We start from the raw sequence: 20464 nt of genomic DNA, 5'->3' as shown, positions 1-20464 counted from the left end.
CCGGACTCCGCCTCAGCCCAGGCGCCAGGTCTGGTTCGCGCCGCCGTGGCAGTCGAAGAGGATGGCCGGACTGCCGTTCGACGTGCCGCCGTCGTAGATGTCCACGCACTTGGTGGCGAGGCGCGCGACCAGGTCCTCGGTCGAGTTGAGGTAGAACTGCTGGGCCGGATTGCCGCTGCAGTACGCGACCTGGATCCTCGTGTAGTTAGTGACCGCCGCCCAGGCGAGGTCCATGCACATGTTCATGGACCGTACGGTGCCGTCCGACCGGAAGTCCCACTTCTGGTTGTCGGCGCCGTTGCAGGTCCACAGGAAGAGCTGGGTGCCGTCCGAACCCGTGCCCGCGCTCAGGCACTTGCCGGACTTCTTGTTGACGAGCGGACGACCGGGGACCGTGGTCTTGGTGGTGCTCTTCTTGGCTTCGGTGTTCTTCTCGGACCTCTCCTCGTTCCTCTCCTCGGACTGCTCCTGCGTCTCCCGCTCCGCCTGCTTCTCCCGCTGCTGCTCCTTGTCCTGTGCCACCCCACCGGCCGCACCCGTGCCCGCCTTCGCGCCGGCGTCCTGCTTCCCCGCGGCCGACCCGGAGCCGGAAGGGGACGCGGACGAACGTTTCACCGGCTTCGCGGACCGGTCCGGGCCGGGTGACGATGTGGCGGAGGGCGAGGAGGACTCGGCGGTGTAGGCCCCGGGTGTGCCGGGCGCGGTGTCGTCCAGCAGCGTTCCGGCCCCGGTCCGCTCCGCCGCCACGGTCTTCTTGTCGTCATCGTCGTCGAGGGCGACGAGCAGCGGCACCGCCAGCAGCAGGGCGCCTACGAGGGCTGCGGCCGCGAGGAGGGGTTTGTTGGGGCCGGTGGCTGCTGGTTCGGTTGTGGTTGTGGTTGTGGTGGCGGCGTCGGTGTCGGCACCGGTGTCGGTGTCCATGGAGATGGCGGTGGAGGTGCCGGTGGCCTTCGCGCCTTCGGCCGGCCGGTCGGTGTCCGTGTCGGGCTTCCGTGTCGTCGGACCGGCCGTCTGCTGCGCGGGAGCGGAAACCGGCGCGGCCGTCGCCGCCGCGCCCGCTTCCACTCCCGCATCCTGTGCCGTGTCCGTGTCCGTGTCCGTATCCGCGTCCGTGTTCCTGCCCGCGCGCGGGGCGAGGGCCGCCGCGGCCTCCGGGCTGTCCGCGACCTGGGGCAGCGTGGTCGCGCGCCGCACCTTCCGGGGCTCGGGGGAGCCTGCTCGCTGTGCCATCAAACGTCCTCTCTCACACCGTTCGGGCCGACCGGACCGGCGCAGCGTGCCGGCCACGAGCCGTGCTGTGACGCCGCGACCGGGAACCGGTCCAGAGCCGCTTCGAGCCGGTCGAGCGCCGTACGGTCGTGCTCGTCCGGGAAGTCCTGTCGTACGGGAGTGCCGGTCCCGGCCACGGGCAGTTCGCGCAGCAGGAACAGCGGCGGGGTGCCCTTTCCGCCCTGGCGTGTGCCGAGCACGCGGAACGCGGTCCCCGGGGGGAACACGACCTCGTCGGCTGCGGCGTCCGCGGCCGCCGCACCCGAGGGGTCGATCAGCTGGCGGACCCTGCGTCCCGTCGTCGACCAGATGACGTAACAGGCGCTGTCGGCTCCGTCCCCCGGCACGCTCTTCCGGCCGTCCTCCAGCGGAAGCGCGCTCACCGGTCCGGGGTCACGCAGTACGTCACCGGGGGAGGGCATGTCCGGTCCGGCGGACACCCCCCGCAGGACAGGGCCGCGGAAGGAGGGGAGCCGCCGGAGCCCCGAGGCGAGGCACGCGATGTACGGCAGTACGCGGCTGTCGCCCCGGACGAGTCCGCCGTGCAGCTCGGTGGGGTGCAACGGGCCCGCGCCGGGGCGCAGGTACAGATGCAGGGCGATCAGATCCGCGCGCGCCGCCTCGAGTTCGCCGCCGCGCAGCGCGGGCAGCCGCGACAGGGCACGGGTGACCGCTGCCCCGTACCGCTCCCACACCGGCTCGGCGAGTGCCCGGAACGCGGCGCGCTCCGCCTGGGTGCTGGTGTGCCCGGGAAGGAACGGGACCGGAGGCGGCGCCGCCCCGGGCGCGGGGCGGCGTGGCTGCTGTCCGCGAGGGCGCGCGGTCGACTCGGGTTCGGTCGTCCGCGCGGGCGGCCGGGCGCCCCCGCGCGTGGTGCCCGACGGGCACCCGGCGGCCGCCGTGCCGGAGACGGCGGCCGGACGCGGTGACGTCATGGAACCGGCACCCGGTTCTGCGGAGTCCTCGGAGCCGCCGCGGTTCCGGGAGCCATGGGAGTGCTGGGAACCGGTGGAACCCGTTGCCATTGGGTCCGCGGCGCCCGGGGAAGAGGGCGCCGCGCCGACCAGCCGGGGACGTGTCGGCGGCCCGGGTTCGCGAGGTGGCTCCGGTTCGCGAGGTGGCTCCGGTTCGTGAGGCGGCTCGGGTTCGTGAGGCGGCCGGTCCGGCCTCTGTACGGCCGGAACGGGGGCGGAAGAGTGCTCGGCGGCGGGGTCCCGGACAGTCGGGGCAAGGTCCGCAGACGGCGCGGCGGACCCCGCTTCGGCGGAACCGGCTGCGGTTACCACTGCGGCCGAACCGGGGACGGATCGTGCGGCGCCCGGACCGGGCGTGGGCTGCGGAGTGGGACCGACTGTCGGCTGAGGTGCGGCACCATCGACACCGAGTGGCGGCTGAGGCACCGTTGGGCCGAAGGGCGGCGGGGGAGCGGTCGGGCCGAATGCCGGCTGCGGTGCACCCGTGCCACCTGCGGCCTGCACTGTGCCCGGGTCGGTCGCGGGCGGGTGCGCCGCGGACCGGTCCGGGACCGTGCCCGCGTGGGTGTGCGGCCGTGTCGCCGCTTCCGGTGCGGCCGGTGCGGCCGGTGCGGCGGGGCCCGGGACGGCGCGGGCGCCGAAGCGGAGGCTGCGGAGCTGGTGACGGCCCGCCAGCCCGCGCAGTTCGCGTTCGCCGTTCACGCACACGCCGTGCACGTGGAGTCTCGTACGGGCACAGACGTCGGGGCCCATGCCCGCCAGCAGCCGGGAGAGCTCCGGCCAGAGGGAGGCGTCGAGCGGTTCGCCGGGGCGGCCCAGTTCGATCGCCGGGCCGTCGGCGGCGACCGGGCGGGCGGCGAGCGGCGCGGGCTGCCCCTCGGTACCGGCACCGGTACCGGTGATCCACATGCCCGCCCGGGTCACGGTGAGCTGCCAGCGCTCGGAGAGCCGGATCCGCCCGGTGAGCGCGTTGCCGCGCCCGGGAACCGGAGGGATCCAGCGCAGCAGGCGCGGGGGCGGCGGGGACGTGTCCGGCTCCGTACGGGGCGGGCAGGCGACGGAGTCCACGTACGGGTGCCAGCGGGGCCTGCCGTCGGCGTCGGCGAGCGTGGCCCGCACCATGGGCCGGCCCATCGGGCCGGTGGTGAACAGCGGCAGACCGGAGTACACGACGACCTCGGCGCCGAACGCGTCGGCGAGTGCCTGCCCGGTGGCCAGCACGTCCCGGCGCCCGCCCGGGGCGACGGCGATCCTGCCGCCGGTCCGTGCCGCCTCGGGCAGCAGTGCCGTCACCGCCTCCCGCACGTCCCCGGCCGTCACGTCCTCGCCGTCCGGGACGCCGACCACCACGGTGGGGAACTCTCGGTCGGCCGGGACGGCATAGCACAGGTCGCCCGGCCGGGGCGCGCGTGCCTCGTGCGGACGGACCAGCAGCCCGGCCGGTATCTGCTCGACGACGCAGCCGTTGCCGGTGCGCACGGCCGGGCCGACGCTCACGGGCTCCTCCCACGCGGGGACGGGCTGGCGCGGGCCCAGGGCCACGGGCTCGGCGCCGGGCGTGAAGCGCCACCAGCCCTGTCCGGTGCGCGGGCCGGCCGGACCGGGCGGGGCGAGCGCGAAGAGACCGCCGCCGGGTACGACGAGGACGGCGCCGTCGGGCGCCAGGACCGTGAGGCCCCAGGCGTCGGCCACACGGCGCGCGACGGCGGGCTGTTCCGGACGGTCGTGACCGGCGCCCGACATGGCCAGCCGGACCGTCGTGACGCCCTCCTCCGCGAGGTCGTCGAGGAGGGCGCCGAGCCTCTTCCACAGGGCGCCGGCGGACGCCCCGGCCGCCCCGGCGACGACGGTGACGGTGTCCTCGTCGTCCGTGCCCAGGCAACGGGCCAGGTCGGTGATGTCCTCGGCGCCGAGCGTCTCGTCGGCGGCACTTCGGAGGAGGAGGACACCGTCGTACTCCTCCACCGCGTACTCCTCGACCGCGTACTCGTCGACCGCGTGCACCTCGGTCCCGTGCTCGCGGCCGGTCCGTGCACCGTGCGCGCCGCCCGCCGCCGCGTCACCGCGCTCCGGAGCCGTCGTCCGCCGCCCGCGCCCGAATCGGCGCCCCAGGGCCCAGCCGCTCACGCTCCGCCTCCCGCAGCAGGTGACACATACGCGGCATACAAGATCGTCAACTCCTCAACCGCCGTTGTCCCGCGTGCTGTTGACGGGTGAACGGCACGTGAACGCCCGGCTCTCACGGCACGGAGAACCGGCTGCCGTCGAACCGCAGCTGCACGGAGGGCCCGGTGCCACTGCCGTGCCGCGTGGTCCGCCCGTCCGGCCGGAGGATCACGAGGCCGATGCCCAGCGCGGCGGCGACGGCGTCCGGTACGGCGTCAGGGTCCTGGGGCGGCGACGTCGTCCCGGACGACCGCCACAGCAGCAGCCGCAGCCGCTGATCGGCCGTCAGCTCCAGCTCCGGCGCGAGCTCCGACAGGCTCAGCCGCCCGCCCATGAGGACGGCCTGCGCGGCCGGCCCGGGGGACAGGGCGATGCCCAGCGCGTCGAGTTCGGCGATCGACACGGTGCCGTCGGAGAGCAGGGCGGCGGTGCGGGCCGACAGCGCGTCCGCGAGGCCGGCGCCCGGCGCGGTGGTGCCCGGATGTGCCGTGGCCCCGGCGGTCTTGACCTGGTCGGGCACGACCTCCACCCCGAGCCGTTCCCGGAAGAGCCCCGCGACACCGTCCAGCCAGGCCGCCGCCTGCGCCGGGTCGAGTCCGGGGCGTACGGAGTCGCTCATGTAACGGCCCGACTTGTCGTTGACCGTCCACCGCCCGCGCTCCGCGTTCCAGCGGAACTCGCCGGACACCCGGCTCCGGCCCGGCACGGTCCGGCCCTCCTCGGTGAACCCCGCCGCGATGCCCGTGTGGCCCAGGCCGTCGAGGTGCCGCAGCAGCCCCTCCTCGGTGAGGCCGGGGTCCTTCTCCCGCATGCCGTCGAGGAGCGCGTCGAACTGCTCCCGGGTGACGATGTCGCTCGGCTTCTCGCTGCCGAGCAGCACGCGCCCGTCCGCGGTGACCGTGTAGAGCCAGACCGCGTCCTTGCCGCCGGTGATCAGCAGGTCGGGGTCGATCTCGTCCAGCGGGGTCCACAGGGGGTTGACGCGTACGTCGCCGTCGGCGTCCTTCTCCTCCTTCTTCACCCGCTTCGGGGGCACCGGTGCGCCGTAGGTGCCGGTGGCCGGGTCCCAGGTGCCGGCCGTGCTGCCCGTGTAGTGGTTGCGGCCGAAGTAGTGGACCTCCACGGCCGTCGGGGTGTTGTCCGGTCCGGCCGAGGCGTTGAACCGGCCGTCCCTGACCACCTCGACGCGGGTGCCGAACGCGTGGGCCAGCAGCGGCAGCAGCACCTCGCCCGTCGCCGTCATCCACTGGTCGCGCCAGCCCTCGACCGTGCGCAGCACGGCGCCGAGCTCCGTGGCGTCGAGCGGTGCCGTGCTGGTGGCGTACACGTCCTCCAGCTCCGCGCGCAGCTCGGCGTCGTCCATCGCGGCGAGCGGTCCCGGGTGGGCGCCGTGGTACTCCAGCAGGCGCAGCAACGCGGGCCGGTCCAGGGGCGCGATCCGTGCCGCGAAGGTGCCCTCGGACGCCGCGGTGAGCCGCAGCTGGCCGATGATCTGCGGATGCAGCCGGCCCCCGCTGTCGCGCACATGGCCGGCCACATGCCGGCGCATCGCGGCGACGACGGTCTGCGACGGACCGGACGGCGCGATCTGCCAGGCCGAGTGGAGGGTGGCCTGGAGGCCCAGGTCCTCACGCACCCGGTCCCCGTCCGCCAGCCACGCGTACGCGTCCGGGTCGTCCTGCGCGAGTCCGGTGAGCGTGTCCCGTAGGTGCGGCGAGGCGCCGGCCAGGAACGAGTACAGCAGGCACTCTCCGGTGGCCGGTACGGGCACCGGCTCGCCCCGGGCGGGGGCGGTGACCGCCGTGCCGTCCGTGGCGAGGCCGTTCCGCGGCGCCTCGGTGTGGTGGTCCGGGCCGGCCTTCGGAAGAGGCTGTGGTGACGGGAGAGGTGGCAGGGGTGGCGGAGGGGGACCGTCCGCGTCCTCCACCGCCGGCACGGCCAGCTGGTAGTGGCGGTCGTCGAGGCTCAGCACGATGTGCGGGCGCGGCCCGGGTTGTTCGTCCGTCAGGCCGGCCGTGTGCAGCCGCCCGGCTCCGGGGCGGGGCGGAGGGGAGAAGCGCTGGAACCGGCCGGAGCCGTCCACGACGGTGAGGTCGATGCCGAGGGCGTGGGAGGCGAGCAGCGGCAGCAGGTCCGCGGCGGAGTTGTTCCAGGTCGACTCGTCGGCGTAGTCGCCCGGGCGCAGGATCTGGGCCGCGGCGAGCGCCGCCCTGGCGTCCGCGCCGAGGGCCGCGGAGTGCGGTATCAGGCCGTTCAGGCCGTCGAACTCCGCACGTTGCGGGGTTCCCGGCGCAAGTGGTCCCGTGCCGGGAGCGGTGAGCCCGGCCTCGGTGATCTCGCCGGTGCGGAAGGTGTCCGTGCCGTCCGGGGCGATCACGTCCCTCAGGTCCGGGCCGCCCGGATCGGTGAGCTGGGCCGCGAACATGCGGCGCAGCCGGTCCAGCGTCGCGGGCGGGTCCGTCAGGTCGAGGCCGTGGGAGGTGAGGAGGTCCGGTGCGGACCGGCTGAGGCCCAGGACCAGGGCCTTGAGGAAGGCGTCGCCGTCCCGGGGCACGTCGTGCAGCCGGAACTCGACCGGGTCGGGGCCCGGGGACACCAGGGTGGTCCGCCCGTCGGCGGTGATCCTCGTGTACGTGGGCGGGGGCGGCGCCTTCGGCGGCGCGGGGGGCTTCGGCGGGGCCTGGTGGCGGACCGGGGGCGGCTCCTCGAAGCCCTCGGCCTCCAGCCGCGCGCGGCCCCCGGGGGTGGCGGCCCGTTGGTGCCACCAGGTCAGCTGGTCGGCCGCCGCGCGCACCCGGTGGTACTCGGCCGCGGCCGCCTCCGCGGTCCGCCGCAGGCCGTCCAGGGTGTCCCGCAGGGACTCCCACGCGGTGCGGGCCCGTTCGAACCGGGCGACGGCCTGCTCGACCAGTTCGTCCGCTCGCTCCGCGGCCTCCCGCGGCTCCTTGGCGAGGGTTTCGGCCTCGGTGACCGCCTCCTGCGCCTGCTGTGTCCGCAGTGCCGCGCTCTCCCGCAGCGCGTCCGCCGCCACCTCGGCGGCACGCGCCCGTTCCTCGGCGGCGGTGACCGGCGCGACGGCCGCCTTCCGGTACCTGTCCTGCTCCGGTACGGAGTTCTGCCAGTGCGTGGTCGCCTGCTCCAGTGCGTCGTGCGCGGCGTCCACGTTCGCCTGGGCGGTGGTCCGGTCCCGGGTCTCGGCCTTCTGGGCCTCCCGCAGACCGTCCTGCGCCGTGGTGAGCGCCTGTTCGGCCTCCGTGCGGGCGCGCCGGGGCCCCTCGGCGGTGCGGCGGGCCGCCTCCATCGCCGTCCGTGCCGCCCGCAGCTCCGCGTACAGGGCGGCACCCGGGCGCCGCTTCGACCAGTACGCGCTGTCCGCGGTCGTCCACGCCTTGCTCGCGCCGCCCACGGCGTCCCAGGCCGCGGACACCTGCTGCGGGAAGTTCCGGTCGGTGACGATTCCCAGGCCGCGGGCGATGTCCTCGCGTACCCAGGCCAGCACGTGCGTGTCCGAGCGCACCGCCTTCGGCCCGGGACGGACATGGCCGAAGGTGCCGCCCACCGCCCGCAGCAGTCCCCGGTCCTTCACGCCCCGCCGCACGTCGGCGTCGCTGACCCAGGCGGTGGGGACGGCGAAGACGAAGACCCGGCCGGTCTTCGGTTTGACGTTGATGGAGTCCAGGTGGTCGGTGCCGGCCGGAGTGCCGCTGCCCGTGCCCTCGTTCGCGCCCGGGACGGTGAACCCGTACTGGTTGAGACCGGTCTGCGGCGAGGAGACGAGGAGTCCGGCGCCGGGCGACAGGTCCTGCACGGTGTCGTGGGACTCGGAGGCGCTCACCCCCTCGCCGACCCGGTGGAGCACCTCCATCTTCTCGCCGTCGGCGACGGTCAGCAGCGTCGCGCCGCTGAAGTCCGGCATGGCGTGCAGGCGCAGGCTGGCCGACTCGGTGCCGATGAGGTTCTTCTCGGTGAGGTCGGTGAGCCGGTAGCCGTCGTCGGTGACCGCCCGGTGGAAGAAGGCGGTGAGCATGGCGTTGGAGGTGCTGTCCTCCAGGCTCTGGGCGGAGCCCGTGCCGGCTCGGGTGAGACCGGTGTCCCCGGCGCGGCGCGGTGCGTCGGCCCGGGCGAGGGAGAAGCTCGCGTCGTAGGAGAGCGCGATGGCGTAGTGGTTGGCCGTTCTGAGGCCGGTGCGGCCCACGATGCGGCGTACGTCGAAGCCGTGCTCGGGGAAGGTGAAGGCGCCGGCCGTGCCGTCCGCGAGACGGGTGCGGGGCCGGCCGTCCGGCCCGGTGATCTGCCGGGGGGCCGGCAGCGCGGCCAGGTCGGGCGGGGACAGCCGCTTCCCGCCGTCGGAGCCGTCCGTGCCGTCGCTGCCGACGACCGGCGTCATCAGGCTGAGCGGCACATGCTCGCGCAGCGTCCCGGCCGGTTCGCGGACGCTCACCGTGCGCTTCCCGGTGAACTCGTCGAGCCGTCCGGCCGCCCGGCGCGCGAGGCTCCGGTCCGTGCCGTCCGGCTGCGCGGCGGGTGCCCGTTCGGCCGGGACGTTGTCCAGCTCCAGCGTGATCTCGAGGTCGTACGCGGTGTCCGTGACGGCGTACGGCTCGGTGGACGCGGCCCGGAAGACGGTCAGCGTGGTGACCGAGTGGCCGCGGCTCGTCGTGTCCCGCCCGCCGCCGCTCTCGGTCAGCGCCGGCCCGGACGCCACCGGACCCACTCCGCCCTGCAGGTTCGTGTGCACGCCCTCGCTGACGAGGTAACCCAGGTCGGAGCCCTTGGTGCCGCTCTTGCCGCGGGTGACGGTCTCGATGGCGCGCCGGTTCTCCTCCATCTCCACGTTGTGGTCCAGCATGCTGAAGGTGGTCCGCCCCGGCGCGAGCCGCACCCGCACCCGGGCGGTGCGGTTCCCGATACGCAGGCTGTGCCATCCCCAGCCGCCGGAGCGCACGGGCGCGGACGAGCCGGCGTCGGTCAGCTCCTTGCCGAGGAACCGCCCGGCCCGTGAGGTGACCAGGGCGCGTACGCGCTCGCGGTCCTCGTCGGCCAGTCCGAGCGTGGCCACCTGCCGGTCGAAGGCCGCGAGGGCGCGCGTGGCGTCCAGGGCGTTGACGGGGTAGGTGCCGAACTCATGGCCGCGCAGCCACGGTTGCGGCTGCCAGGACCGGGCCGTGTACCGGGGCACGTCACCGAGGCCGTCCTCGACGATGCCCAGTTCGTACGCGCTCTTCTCGGGGACGTGCGCCTGCCAGCCGCCGGGTACGGCGGTCATCGCGCCCGCCACCCCCGCGAGCTGCCGCGGGATGTACGCGTGGCCCGGGGCGTCCGAGCCCAGCCGGCTGGACGCCAGCGCGAGCCAGTGCTCGGTCGTGCCCGTGACCAGCACCTGGTGGCCGAAGCCCTTGCGGTTCATGTCGGCGACCGCGACCCGGACGACGGTCATCTCCTCCGCCGACGCCTCCGAGTACGGGCTCGCGACCAGCCCGTAGGTGCCCAGCAGCCCCGGACCGGCCGTGTGGGCCTTCGCGTACGTGAGCTGCCCGCCGGTGAAGACCGTGCGGGACCGGCTGGCCTTGCCCGCGGACTGCGTCGACCCACCGATGATCATCTCGCTGTCCATCGGGACCGACGGGGTGAGCGCCCGGACGTCCCGGACTGTCGTGACGTGGCGGAACGTCGCCCACAGCGAGCCGTACGGGCCCTTCCCCATCAGCCCCACGGCGCTCCACCCGAGCGGACCGGAGCTCTGGTCGAAGTTCGCGGTGAGGAGCTGCGGTTGCAGAGAGCGCATGATCGCCGACCTGGTGGGCGCGCCCTCCTCGGTCAGCTGCCAGGCGCCGCCCGAGGCGATCCGCACGATGTCGTCGAGGCTCGCCACGAGCGCGGGGTCCGCCGTCACGGTGACCGTCACGAACGGGTGGTTCTGCAGCTGCCGGAAGAGACGCCGTGCGGTGTTGTCCGGTGGGGGGCCGGCAGAACCGTCCGACGAGGAGACGACGAGGTCGTCCGGGCCGACCAGCGCGCCGGATCCCGTGCCGTCCCCGGGATCCGGCGGGGGCGCCGGGAGGAGGCCCCGTGCCAGGGCGAGGGCACGGTCCTGCCGTATCGGCACCGTCGTCGCGGGGGCGGCGGTCGGCGCGTACGGGTTGTCCGCGCCGGGGGCGTGCGGATCGGCGGCCGGGGCGTGCGCGGCCGGCACGCTGATGAGCACGCGCCCGGTCCACGGACCGCCGCTCACCGCCGTCCCGTCGGCGGCCGTGCCGATGAGCACGTCCTGCGGGCTGCTGAACACGAACGGCTGCGTCCCCAGCAGCCCCAGCGTCGCCGTCCCGCGCAGCAGACCGCGGAACCGCCAGTAGCCGCCGTGGTCGGCGGTGAGGGAGAGGTCGTACGCGTACAGGTGGGCCGGGCCGGTGCTCACCGTCATCGGCTCGTTGGTCGCCGACGAGCCGAAGGAGAGGTCCGTGTCCCGCTGCCATCCCTCGCGTACGCCGAGGGAGACGGTGCCCGCGTTGTTCGGGGCGCCGATGTCGTCGCTCACCGGATCGCGCAGCGACAGGGCGGCCTCCAGGCCCAGTTCCCCGCCCCGCCTGGCGCCCGCCTGCCCGTCCAGGCGCTCGGCGCCCACGGAGCTGAACCGGTGCCTGAAGTCCGTCTGTACGCCCCGGAAGGTGCGGTTGGTCAGCTCGCCGCGCACCCGGACGTAACGGTGCGCCTGACCGAACCTGCCCGTCTCGTAGAGGGGGATGAGCAGGCCGGTCGTCGTCAGTGCCTCCAGACTCGCCCGCAGGTACGCGTCCGAGAGCATGACCAGGATCTGCCGGGTGTTGAACACGGCCGTCTCGTACTCGGCGCGGTTGCGCCACTGCGGACGGCCGGGCGCGGGGTCGGGCGCCGGGCCGCCCCGGAAGAAGGCCCTCAGCTGTTCCCGGCGGCGGGGCGGCGGCGACAGCTCGGCGAGCGGTGCCACCAGCCGTGGATGGGCCCGCGCGGCGGCCGCGATCACCTCGTCGGCGAAGGCGTCCAGCAGCGTCCTGCCGGGGTCGGTGCCGGATACGGCCCCGTGCCGCAACAGCCCGTCGTCGTACGTGAACTCCTCGACCCGGTGCATGCCGAGCGTGCGCGGCCGGTGCAGGGTGAGCTGGGCCGGCGGGAACGGCGCGGGCGCCCCGTTGGAGAGCGCCAGCGTCGTACCGTCGTCCCACCCCGCGAGCCGCCGCGCCTCGGTGTGCGTCATCCGGTCCAGGCTCCAGGTCTGGAACCGCCGCGGGCCGCCCGCCTGCCCGGTGCGGGTGACGAACACGTCCTTCTTCACCAGGTACAGCGCGGTGTTGTCGCCCTTCACCTGCCCCGCCGTCTTCGACGCGCCGGAGCCGCCGAGGTTCTTGGCCCGCGACCAGGACACCAGGTAGCGGCCCACCGGCCCGAACTGGAACCGCAGGTTGAGCGGACCCACGCCGAAGAAGTTGAAGGCGGGCCCGGCGGCGAGTTCCAGGCCGAGTGCCGTGGTGCGGGAGAGACCGCGCTCGTTGCGCGCCAGGGAGACGCTGATGTCCCGCATCTCGGCGTCGGCCGTCGACGAGATGCGCACGGCCCGCCCGGGCACCACGTCCACGACGAAGGCGCCGAGCGGGGTGCGCGCCTTGTCGTCCGCGTACAGCGGCGGGCTGACGATCCGTCCGTTCGCCAGGGTGCGCGCGTGCCGGTGGAAGCCGCCCTGCGAGAAGAACGCGCCGAGGTCCCGGTAGGCGTCGCTGCCCGGCGCCGCGCCGACCTCCTGGGCCGCCCAGGCCAGGATGTGGCCCACGGGACCGAAGTCCTCGGGGCGGACGAGACGGTACGTCGAGGTGGCGTCCAGCACCATCGAGCGCGGGATGCGGGCGGCGGCACGGGCGGCGAGGGGGCCCGGCGGCCTGGTCGCGCTGTCCGAGAGCCGTACGGAGAGGCCGCCGCGCATGCCGAAACCGAAGACGGCGGGGACCGGGCCTTGCGGGGTGGTGGCCGTTGCGCCGTCCGCCGGGACGGGAACGGGCAGCGTCACCGTCCCGTGGTCCGCGTCGAGCACGGTCATCTCGAAGTAGGCGTCGGTCAGGTACACATGCGAGCCGTCGAGCCCACGGGTCTCCGTCTGGCCGGTGCCCTGGTCGGCCAGACCGTATCCGGTCTTGCGGGAGAATCCGGCCCGCAGCCCCACCCGGCCGAAGCCGCCGAAGGCGGCGCTGCTCACCGGTCCGATCGGGACGCTCAGCGCCATCGGCGTACTGGACTGCATGCTCTTGCTCTGCCCGGCGGTGACGACGGACCGCTGCATGGCGTCGACCTTGGCCGGATCGCCGAAGGCGTCGCCGAACGGCTGCCAGCCGTCCCGGCGGTGGATCGCCCTCAGGTGCAGTAGCCGGGGGTTGCCCCGGGAGTCGAGGTAGGGGAACCCACGTCCCTCACCGGTCAGGCTCCGCGGTTCGTGGAGCAGTGCGTGGGTGATGTCCGCGACGAGGTCGGAGTTCTCGGGCGTGGGTGTCCCGGAGGTGGACGATCCGCTTCCCGTGAGCGCCCGGTAGGCGCGCGTGAACGCCCGTGCCGCGGCCGATCCCGGCCCGACGCCCTGTGGCCGCCCGGAGGGCGCGGGGCCGGGCGCGACGGTGGGGTTCTCGCGCAGTACGCGGCCGATCTCGGACACCACCTGGTCGGCGCCCCGCAGGACGATGTCCCCGTGCCCGAAGCTGACCAGCGCCTCGGCGGCCACGCCTTCCGGCACCTCGTCGAGCAGTGAACGGAGACCGTCGATGTGGGCGGGGACCGTGCTGCCGTCACTGAGCGGGGCGCGGCTGCCGCTGCTCGTGGTGACCGGCGGCCGGGGCATGGCGCGGTCCAGCGCGGGCGGGTGCTCGCGGGCCAGCCGGTTGGTGATCCATTCCTTGACGGGCTTCGCCGTCGGCTTGGGAGGTGTCTTGTCGGGTGCGGCGGGCTGCGGCGCGGGGGCGGGTGTCTCGGCCGGCCCGGTCTTGGGCCCCTGTTCGGCCTTGGGCCCCTGTTCGGTACCCGCTGTGGAGAGTTCGTTCGTGGCGGGTGCCTTCGGCGCGTACGGCTCGGCTCCGACGGAACCGCCGGTGGTGGCCACGGGACGGGGTGCCGACACGGTTGTGGGCGGTGCCTGTGGTGCCTGTGGTGCCTGTGGTGTCTGCGGTGCCTCGCGGGAAGGTGCGGTCCGGCCGGTGGACTGCCCCGTGGTGTCCACCTCCCCGATGAGAGCGGCCAGCAGCTGCAGATGGCGGCCGCGCAGCCCGTTCTGCGCCAGTCCGTGGGGCGCGGGGCGGGTGTAGTCGCCGAGCAGGCTGCCCGCGATGTCAGCGCGCCCGGGTGCGGTCGCGTGGCCCGACTCGTCGCGCAGACCGAGCTGGTGCGTGATCTCGTGGACGTAGTCGACCGGGTCCGCGTCGGCCGGCCAGTGGGTGCGGGTCATCTGCCGGTCCGGGCCGATCAGGGCGACGTTGAGGCCGTGGGGGTGCGGGTCGTGGGCGACCCGCTCGACGGTCACGTGCAGCAGGTCGCCGTTGGGCAGCCGGTACGCGGGGGCGTTGAGCAGCTCCTCGACACCGGTCCGCACCTTGTCCCACACCTCCTGCGGGAGCCCTTCGGGCGCACGGGAGCCGATCTGCACCGTGAGGTCGGTGACCCACTCGCCGTCGTACTGGAAGCGGCGCGCGTCGAACTTGGACCGCACGGTGAACTGCGTGGTCTCGCCCGGCCGCGCGGGATCCGGCGCGCTGGAGAGGGGATCGACCCAGGTGTGCGAGCGGGTCACCGGCACCGCGGCGGAGCGGGCGGCCTCCCAGGCGGGGCCGTGCCCGACCGGGGCGACGGGAGCGGCCGGGGCTTCCGTGCTGTGCTGCTTCGTCGTGTCCGTCGTGTCCGTCGTGTCCGTCGTGTTCGTCGAGTCCGTTGCGTCCGCCGTGTTGTTCACCGGCCCGTCGGCCACTGTGTCGGTGACGGGCTGCTGTTTCACGGCTCCGCTACCGAGCGCGGTGTTCGGCGGCGAACTTCCCGGCAGAGACTGCAGGTTCGGCGTCGCGGTGCCCGCATGAGTGCTCACGTCCGTGACCGCGTCAGTGAGCGTGTCCGTGTTCGTGTTCGTGTCCGTGTCGGCGATCGTGGACATGTCCGAGTCCGAGTCCGATTCCGATCCCGTACTCCGTGTCCGGGTCACGTCCGACGACAGGTCGACGGCGGCAGGCATCGACCCGGTGCCGGTGTCGGTGCCCCCGGTTCCCACCGGGAGGTACGGCGTCGTCGCCGACGACGGGACGTTCGTCGACGGCGGGACGCTCGTCGAGGGGTCGGTCGAGAAGTCCGTACCCGCACCCGAACCGCCGGCCGGCACGTTGTCGACGGCGGACGTGACGGGTGGTGCCGACGTGGGCGACGTGGGCGACGTGGGCGACGTGTACGGCGTACCACCGGGCGGGGGCACGGTGCCGCTGGAGGCGGAGTACACCGGCAGGGGGCCGCCGACGCCGGTGTCCGGCAGATTCCCCGCCCCGGGCGTGTACAGGTCGGACGAAGACGTGACCGTCGACATCGAGCCCCCGGTGCCGGCGCCGCTGCCGTTCGCGGCGTAGACGCCGGTGAGGCCCGGCTTCGGGACCGTGTCACTCGTGTGCGGTCCCGTTCCTCCCGTGTCCGTCGCGTCCTCGTACGACGGCGGCAGCTCGTTGTAGTCCGTGAACTGGTCCGTGGCCGAGAACTTGCCGTGCAGCCACAGCCCCGCACCGCCCACCGCGGACATCCCGAGCACGGCCACCGTGCCGGCCGCGCCCGCACCGATGAAGGTGTCCCAGTTCCAGTCCAGCTTCCCGTCGATGAGGTAGTTCACCAGCGTCTCGGCGGCTCCCTCGCTGACGGCCGAGACGACGAAGACCTCCGGCAGGTTCACGCTCTGCTTGAGGACATTCGCGGTGTACGGGTTGTTCTTCGCGAAGTCGTCGAATTTGCTGCTGAAGTCGTCGAAGTTCTTGTTGAACCACTTGCGGACGTGGTTCCCCGCTCCTTCGAGAAGGCCCTCGAAGCCCCCCGCGACCGCGCCGAACGCCGCCGCCTTCCCGATGTCGCCCCAGTCGATGCCGTCCGGCCGGCGCCCCGGCGGATTGAGGGCGATCTGGGCCAGCCGGACCGCGAGGGCCTGGATGGCCTCCTCCAGGGCCCCGCCGAGGGTCGGCCCGAACCGGGCGAGGCGTACCAGCCGGTGGATGATCAGCAGGACGGCGAGCCGGCTCCGGGCCCGGGCCAGGGCCATCTGGGACAGGGAGGTGCCGCCCGTGAACGCCGCCAGGGCCGCCAGGAGCGCCAGCTCGATCAGAAGCATGGTGATCTCGGCGATGATCTCCCACTTCGACGCCTGGATCTTCATCGAGTGGTCGACCTGACCCATGGCCAGGTCGTCGAGCTGGTCGATCATCCGCTGGATGTGGTCGACGCCGCCGTCGTCCGTCAGCAGCGACAGGCCCTCGATGTAGCGCTTGGCGACGTCGGGCGGGAGATTGGTGCTCGCGTCGGAGACCGACTGCCGGATGGCCTCCCGCAGCTCCCGCAGCCCGCGCCCGTACTCCAGGTACAGCTCACGGCTGTCGTACGCCAGGTTCTCCCGCGCCTGCAGCGGCTTGGTGCCGAGCAGGACGAAGAGCATCGTGGAGACCTCGTCGGGGAAGTTGATCTCGCGCACTCAGTGCCTGCCGCTCCCGTCGGCGTCACCCTCGCCGTCGCCGAAGACCGAGCCGGTCCGCCGCGCGTGCTCCGAGATCATGTCGGTGCCGTCGGCACGGGTCCCCTCGATGTTGTCGAGGTTCGCCAGAGTCGCCGACACCAGGCCGTCCAGGGCCGTGAAGAGCGCGGTGGAGAACTCCGTGCAGGACCGGTTGTTGTCGTCGTACCTGGGGCGGACCTCCAGGGCGAAGTCGTCCGTCCAGCCGGGCCACTCGGTGTAGTCGTTCTCCTGGCGGCGGAACTTCTCCTCCAGGCCCTTGGCCATCTCCGGGAGCCGCTTCATGCCGTCGATGCTGCGCCGCAGTCCGGCGGTGTCCGCCTCGTAGACGCCGCTCATGCTCCGCCTCTTCCTCTCGTACCCCTCGTCCCGCCCTCGTCCGGGTCCTCGTCGATCTCGTCGCGCAGCCGGTGGCTCCCCGGGCGGGCCGTGCCCGGCACGCCGCCGCCACCGCCACCGTTCAGCGCGGAGCCGAAGAGCCGTTCCCAGTCGACGTCGATGCCGCGGAACTCCGGCACCGCGCCGCTCGGCCGGGTCAGCGGCTCGAAGGCCGCCATCACCCGCTGCGCCATCTCGGCGCGGCCCTGCCCCGCGGCCTCCAGCACGGAGGCCGCCAGCTGAGTGGCCGTCATGTTCCGGTACTTGTTGTCCAGGAACCGCAGCTGCGTCATCTCGCCCTGCGGTCCCACGGTGACCTCCACGGCGCGGTCCCGGGAGCGGACGGTCACGGATGCGGCGCGCAGTTCGCTCTCCGTGCGGGTGACGGCCTCCTGCACGGCGTGCAGCTCGGCGCGCGCCTGGGCGATCCGCCGCTCCAGCGGTTCCAGCGGCTCCAGCGACTTCATGGGCTCGTCGGCGGTGCTCATCGGCCGATCACGGCGGGCGCGCCCCCTTCGTCGGTGCCCCAGACGTCCTCTTCCTCCTGCACCCAGGCGTCGCGGACGCGGTCGCCGCTCTGGGTCTGCGTCTGCCCGGGACCGCCGGCGCCGCCCATCGGCGGCATGAACGGCATGCCGCCGGTGGTGGTGGCCGTGGCGCGGGGCAGCGCGATGTCGGCCTCCTCGGTGTGGCGGTTCGCGGCGCGGGTGCCCGAGGCGCCCGTCCGCGCTCCGCGGCTGCTGACGACCTGGCCGCTGTCGATGACGTTGCGCACGCGCTCGGAGGACTGACCGCCCTGCCCGCCCGCGCCCATGCCACCCATGCCACCCATGGGCATCCCGCCGAACGGCATGCCGCCCGTGCCGGTGCCCGTTCCCGTGCCGCTCGCGCTGTCGTCGGTGATCGATGAGCCGGGCAGCGTCCCGGTGTTGAGCGGGATGGTCCCGTTCAGGGCCGCCGCGCGCGAGACGTCGGTGGCGGAGAGACCGCTGCCCGACGACCCCGCGAGCGCCTGCTCGTACGGCGTGTCGTCGTACAGCTCCTCCTCGTACGACGGCCAGTCGTAGCCGGTCGTGCTCCCGTGCCTTCCGTACGACGAGCCCGGACCGCCGTTCAGGTAGCCGCTGGTCGTCGTGCCGTCCGGGGCCGTGTACGTCGTCAGGCCCGTCTCCGGGTCGATCGTCGAGGTGCCGCCGTCGGGGTACTCGGTGACCAGTCGGCCCCGCTCGTCGAGGTGGATGACGCTGCCGTCGGGCGTGGTGAGCAGATCGCCGGTGTTGAGCGGGCCGGAGACGGCCGTGCCGTCCGGGCGGGTGACGGTCGCCGAGTGCGTGACGGGGTCGACGGTGACGGTCGTGCCGTCGGGGTAGTCCGTCACGACGCGGCCCCGGGAGTCGATCGCGGTGTCTCCGGCACCGATGGAGGAGAGGTCCACGGTGTCGTCGTACACGGGACCGCTGATCGTCGTCCCCGACGAGGACAGGTCGGACGACGGCAGGTCACCGCCGTTGAGCACGCCCTCGACGGTCCGCTGGTACTGGGCCTCGGCCTGCTGCTGAGCGGCCTCGTACTCCTGCTGCTGCGCCTCGAGCCGGGCCTCCTGCTCGGCCAGCGCGGCTTCCTGCTCGGCGATCGCCGCCTGCTGAGCGCTCTCGGCCTCGGCGACCGCGGCCTGCTGCCGGTCCGCCAGCTCCTCCTGCCGGGCCTCCTGTTCCGCCCGGTACTCCGCCTCCTTGGCCTCCGCCTCGGCCTGCTGCTGCTCCTGGCGGGCGAGCGCCTCCGCCTCCTCGGCCTCAGCTTCCTTGCGGGCGGCCTCCTGTTCGGCCTTGGCCTCGGCTTCCTTCTGTTCGGCCTCGGCCTTCGCCTGGGCTTCCTTCTGTTCCGCCTCCGCCTTGGCGGCGGCCTCCTCGGCCTCGGCCTCCGCTTCGGCCGCCTCCTGCTCGGCCCTGGCCTCGGCCTCCGCGGCCTCCTGCTCCTTGCGCGTCCGTTCCTGCTCGGTCTTCGCCTCGTTCATGGACAGCAGCTGCATGGCCTCCTGCCGGGCCATGTACTCTTCCTGCTTCTGCTCGGCCTCGGCCTGCTGCTGCTCCTGGCGGGCGAGCGCCTCCGCCTCCTTGGCCTCGGCCTCCGCCTTGGCTGCTTCCTGTTCGGCCTTGGCCTCGGCTTTCTCGCGTTCGGCTTCGGCCTTGGCCTCGGCCTCCTTCTGTTCGGCCTCCGCCTTGGCTGCCGCTTCCTTCTGTTCGGCCTCGGCCTTGGCGGCGGCCTGTTCAGCTTCGGCCTCCGCCTTGGCTGCTTCCTGTTCGGCCTTGGCCTCGGCTTCCTTGCGCTCGGCCTCGGCCTTCGCTTCGGCCTCCTTGCGTTCGGCCTCCGCCTTGGCTTCCGCCTCCTTCTTCTCGGCCTCGGCCTTGGCGGCGGCCTCCTTGGCCTCCGCCTCCTTCTCCTTGCGCTCCGCCTCCTCCTTGGCCTCCTTCTCCTTCCGCTCGGCCTCCTCCTTGGCCTCCCGTTCCTTGCGTTCGGCCTCCTCCTTGGCCTTCTTGGCGTCGGCCTCCGCCTTGGCGGCCTGGTCCTTCTGCCACTGCATGAAGTCGGCCTGTGCCTTCGCGGCATCGGCCGCCGCCTTCTCGGCCTCCTCCTTCTCCTTCTCGTTGACGTCCTCGGTGTAGGACGTCTTCAGGTCGTCGCTCGTCCTGGTGCGGATGGAGCCGAGGTCGAAGCCGGACGTGCTCCAGCTGTTGTGGACCGTCCGCAGGGCCTCGTCGGCCGGATTCACCAGGTTCTCGATGACCGACGCCTGCCAGTTCTCGATGGCCCGCTCGCCGACCTTCTTCCAGGTCGACAGCTCGGTCAGCGGGCCGAAGCCGTCCTGCTTGCCCAGCCGGGTCGCGGTCTGACTGAAGGCGCCGGTGGTGTGGTACGTCGTGTAGGTGCTGTATCCGCCGTAACCGGTGCCGACCGTGTTGACCTTGTAGGTGATCTGCCGGATGTTGTGGTGCCACACATGGTCGGCGATCTCTTTGAGGAGGTCGTGCAGCCACCGCAGTGGGTTGCCCATGTAGAGCTCCCAGTGCATCCAGTGGCGGTGCAGCTCGGCCACGGCGTCCCGGAAGTCCTGCTTCGCCTGGCGGATCTCGTTGCCCTGGAGGGAGCCCGTGGTGCCCTCGGGCCGCATGTCCTTGGCGTAGCCGTCGTACTGCTTGCCGAGGGTGTGGATCAGGTTCCAGAAGACCCCCGCCGCCTGGCCACGCCAGGCCTTGTTCTCCTCCCGCCCGACGCGGGACTCCCACTCCTCGATCACCGCGGCCCGGTCGACGAAGAACTGCGCGGTGCGGTCGAAGGCGGCGGCGGCCGTGTCGAACGAGGTGAGCGTGACGGCCTGGTCGTTGTTGACGGGCTTGCCGTTCCAGGAGAAATCGTGGGTCCCCTCGTCCTTGTAGAGCAGCGCCTCCAGCGCCCGGCCGGTGCCGTAGGCGTACTGGGTGAGCGGCTGGGTGCTCCAGGTGGCCTTGTCCCCGGACAGGCCGAGGTGGTTGTCGTACTGGCTCTTGAACTCGCCGCCCTCGACGACGCCTCCGACGGGCGGGCCGTCGTTGCTCTTGTTGCCCAGCAGCGTGAACCGTGCCTTGTACATGGAGACCTGGTCGCCGCTCTCCGCCGTGCCGTCGCCGGTGGCGTAGAAGGGGATGACGAAGTCGGTGTTCTCGATGCGCCAGCCGGAGTTCTCCACCATCCAGTCGAGGTCGTTGACGTCGACGTAGGTCACCTTGCCCTGGCGGGTGATCTCCACCTTCATCTGCGGGATGCCCTCGTTGCCGATGAGGGTCTTGAAGAGGGTGTCCCGCGTCGGCGCGTCGTAGCCGGTGAAGAGTTTCACGGCCTTGTGCCAGGAGTCGTTGGCGCCGGTGAGCGGGATGACGCTGTCGTCGGCCAT

General features: G+C 73.4%; 6 protein-coding genes. All 6 read right to left on the bottom strand.

Annotated elements, in window-relative coordinates; genetic code table 11:
• Positions 1 to 12: 12 nt before the first annotated feature.
• Entirely contained in the window at positions 13 to 1230 is a 1218-nt protein-coding gene (locus tag IE242_RS09545) for a ricin-type beta-trefoil lectin domain protein (RefSeq protein WP_189857313.1), read from the bottom strand.
• Positions 1230 to 4370, bottom strand: coding sequence for a hypothetical protein (locus tag IE242_RS09540; RefSeq protein WP_189857311.1), 3141 nt, complete (start codon positions 4368 to 4370; stop codon positions 1230 to 1232). The genes IE242_RS09545 and IE242_RS09540 overlap by 1 nt, the downstream gene beginning before the upstream one ends.
• A 112-nt stretch (positions 4371 to 4482) precedes the next feature.
• Positions 4483 to 16119, bottom strand: coding sequence for a hypothetical protein (locus IE242_RS09535; protein ID WP_189857309.1), 11637 nt, complete (start codon positions 16117 to 16119; stop codon positions 4483 to 4485).
• Complete coding sequence (locus IE242_RS09530) at positions 16120 to 16497, bottom strand: hypothetical protein (RefSeq protein ID WP_189857307.1); 378 nt, start codon at positions 16495 to 16497, stop codon at positions 16120 to 16122.
• Positions 16494 to 17024 carry a YbaB/EbfC family nucleoid-associated protein gene (locus IE242_RS09525; protein ID WP_189857305.1) on the bottom strand — a complete coding sequence of 177 codons (531 nt, stop codon included), beginning with the start codon at positions 17022 to 17024 and terminating at the stop codon, positions 16494 to 16496. The genes IE242_RS09530 and IE242_RS09525 overlap by 4 nt, the downstream gene beginning before the upstream one ends.
• Entirely contained in the window at positions 17021 to 20464 is a 3444-nt protein-coding gene (locus tag IE242_RS09520; RefSeq protein WP_189857303.1) for an AAWKG family protein, read from the bottom strand. Before IE242_RS09520 ends, IE242_RS09525 begins: the two co-directional genes overlap by 4 nt.

The sequence above is a fragment of the Streptomyces poonensis genome (assembly GCF_014650915.1).
GTDB classification, from domain to species: Bacteria; Actinomycetota; Actinomycetes; order Streptomycetales; family Streptomycetaceae; genus Streptomyces; species Streptomyces poonensis.
This window is presented reverse-complemented; position numbering and strand designations above follow the sequence as displayed.

What these genes read in the sequence shown, in the direction of transcription:
- IE242_RS09525 (WP_189857305.1), bottom strand. Translation starts at nt 17,024, where the DNA reads ATGAGCACCGCCGACGAGCCCATGAAGTCGCTGGAGCCGCTGGAACCG.
- IE242_RS09530 (WP_189857307.1), bottom strand. Translation starts at nt 16,497, where the DNA reads ATGAGCGGCGTCTACGAGGCGGACACCGCCGGACTGCGGCGCAGCATC.
- IE242_RS09520 (WP_189857303.1), bottom strand. Translation starts at nt 20,464, where the DNA reads ATGGCCGACGACAGCGTCATCCCGCTCACCGGCGCCAACGACTCCTGG.
- IE242_RS09545 (WP_189857313.1), bottom strand. Translation starts at nt 1,230, where the DNA reads ATGGCACAGCGAGCAGGCTCCCCCGAGCCCCGGAAGGTGCGGCGCGCG.